This is a genomic window from Microbacterium sp. Kw_RZR3 (genome assembly GCF_029222405.1).
Taxonomy (GTDB): Bacteria; Actinomycetota; Actinomycetes; order Actinomycetales; family Microbacteriaceae; genus Microbacterium.
Window position 1 is genome coordinate 1 of sequence record NZ_JARHXC010000241.1, and the last position, 1729, is coordinate 1729.

Genomic DNA, 1729 nt, shown 5'->3' on the forward strand with positions numbered 1-1729 from the left:
GCTGTGCGGCACGGCTCGCGGCTTGCACTCCCTAGGGGCGAGTGCCAGAATGAGTTAGCACTCGCTTTCGTCGAGTGCCAAAATCTGGAAGTCACCCGTCCGGGAGGGACGACACACTTATGGCAAAGATCATCGCTTTCGACGAGGAGGCCCGCCGCGGCCTCGAGCGCGGCCTCAACACGCTGGCCGACGCCGTCAAGGTGACGCTCGGCCCCCGCGGTCGCAACGTCGTGCTCGAGAAGAAGTGGGGCGCTCCCACGATCACGAACGACGGCGTCTCGATCGCCAAGGAGATCGAGCTCGACGACCCGTACGAGAAGATCGGCGCTGAGCTGGTCAAGGAGGTCGCCAAGAAGACCGACGACGTCGCGGGTGACGGCACCACCACCGCTACCGTCCTCGCTCAGGCGCTCGTTCGCGAGGGCCTGCGCAACGTCGCCGCCGGCGCCGACCCCATCTCGCTCAAGAAGGGCATCGAGAAGGCCGTCAAGGCCGTCACCGACGAGCTTCTCGCCTCGGCGAAGGAGGTCGAGTCGAAGGAGCAGATCGCCGCGACCGCCTCCATCTCGGCCGCCGACCCCGCGATCGGCGAGCTCATCGCCGAGGCCATCGACAAGGTGGGCAAGGAAGGCGTCGTCACCGTCGAGGAGTCGAACACCTTCGGCACCGAGCTCGAGCTCACCGAGGGCATGCGCTTCGACAAGGGCTACATCAACCCCTACTTCGTCACCGACCCCGAGCGTCAGGAGGCGGTCTTCGAAGACCCGTACATCCTGATCGCGAACCAGAAGATCTCGAACATCAAGGACCTTCTGCCCATCGTCGACAAGGTGATCCAGGAGGGCAAGGAGCTCCTCATCATCGCCGAGGACGTCGAGGGCGAAGCTCTCGCGACGCTCGTGCTCAACAAGATCCGCGGCATCTTCAAGTCGGCGGCCGTCAAGGCCCCCGGCTTCGGCGACCGTCGCAAGGCGCAGCTCCAGGACATCGCGATCCTCACCGGCGGCCAGGTCATCACCGAAGAGGTGGGCCTCAAGCTCGAGAACGCGACCGTCGACCTGCTCGGCCGTGCCCGCAAGGTCATCATCACCAAGGACGAGACCACGATCGTCGAGGGTGCCGGTGAGTCGGAGCTGATCGAGGGTCGCGTGACCCAGATCCGCCGCGAGATCGAGAACACCGACAGCGACTACGACCGTGAGAAGCTCCAGGAGCGCCTCGCGAAGCTCGCCGGTGGCGTCGCCGTCATCAAGGCCGGCGCGGCCACGGAGGTCGAGCTCAAGGAGCGCAAGCACCGCATCGAAGACGCCGTCCGCAACGCGAAGGCCGCCGTCGAAGAGGGCGTCGTCGCCGGTGGTGGCGTCGCGCTCATCCAGGCGGGCAAGACGGCGTTCGCGTCGCTCGAGCTCTCGGGTGACGAGGCCACCGGTGCGAACATCGTCAAGGTCGCCATCGAGGCCCCGCTCAAGCAGATCGCGCTGAACGCCGGTCTCGAGCCCGGTGTCGTCGCGAACAAGGTCGCGGAGCTCGAGGTCGGTCACGGCCTCAACGCCGCAACCGGCGAGTACGGCGACCTCTTCGCGCAGGGCATCATCGACCCCGCCAAGGTCACGCGCTCCGCGCTGCAGAACGCCGCGTCGATCGCCGGTCTGTTCCTCACGACCGAGGCCGTCGTCGCCGACAAGCCCGAGAAGGTCGCCGCTCCCGCGGGCGACCCGACGGGTGGCAT

General features: G+C 66.9%; 1 protein-coding gene. It reads left to right on the forward strand.

The genetic code is table 11. From position 1 onward, the window contains the following. Window positions 1-119: 119 nt before the first annotated feature. A partial coding sequence (groL, locus tag P2P98_RS13520; RefSeq protein WP_275800534.1) for a chaperonin GroEL occupies window positions 120-1729 on the forward strand: 1610 nt, incomplete at its 3' end.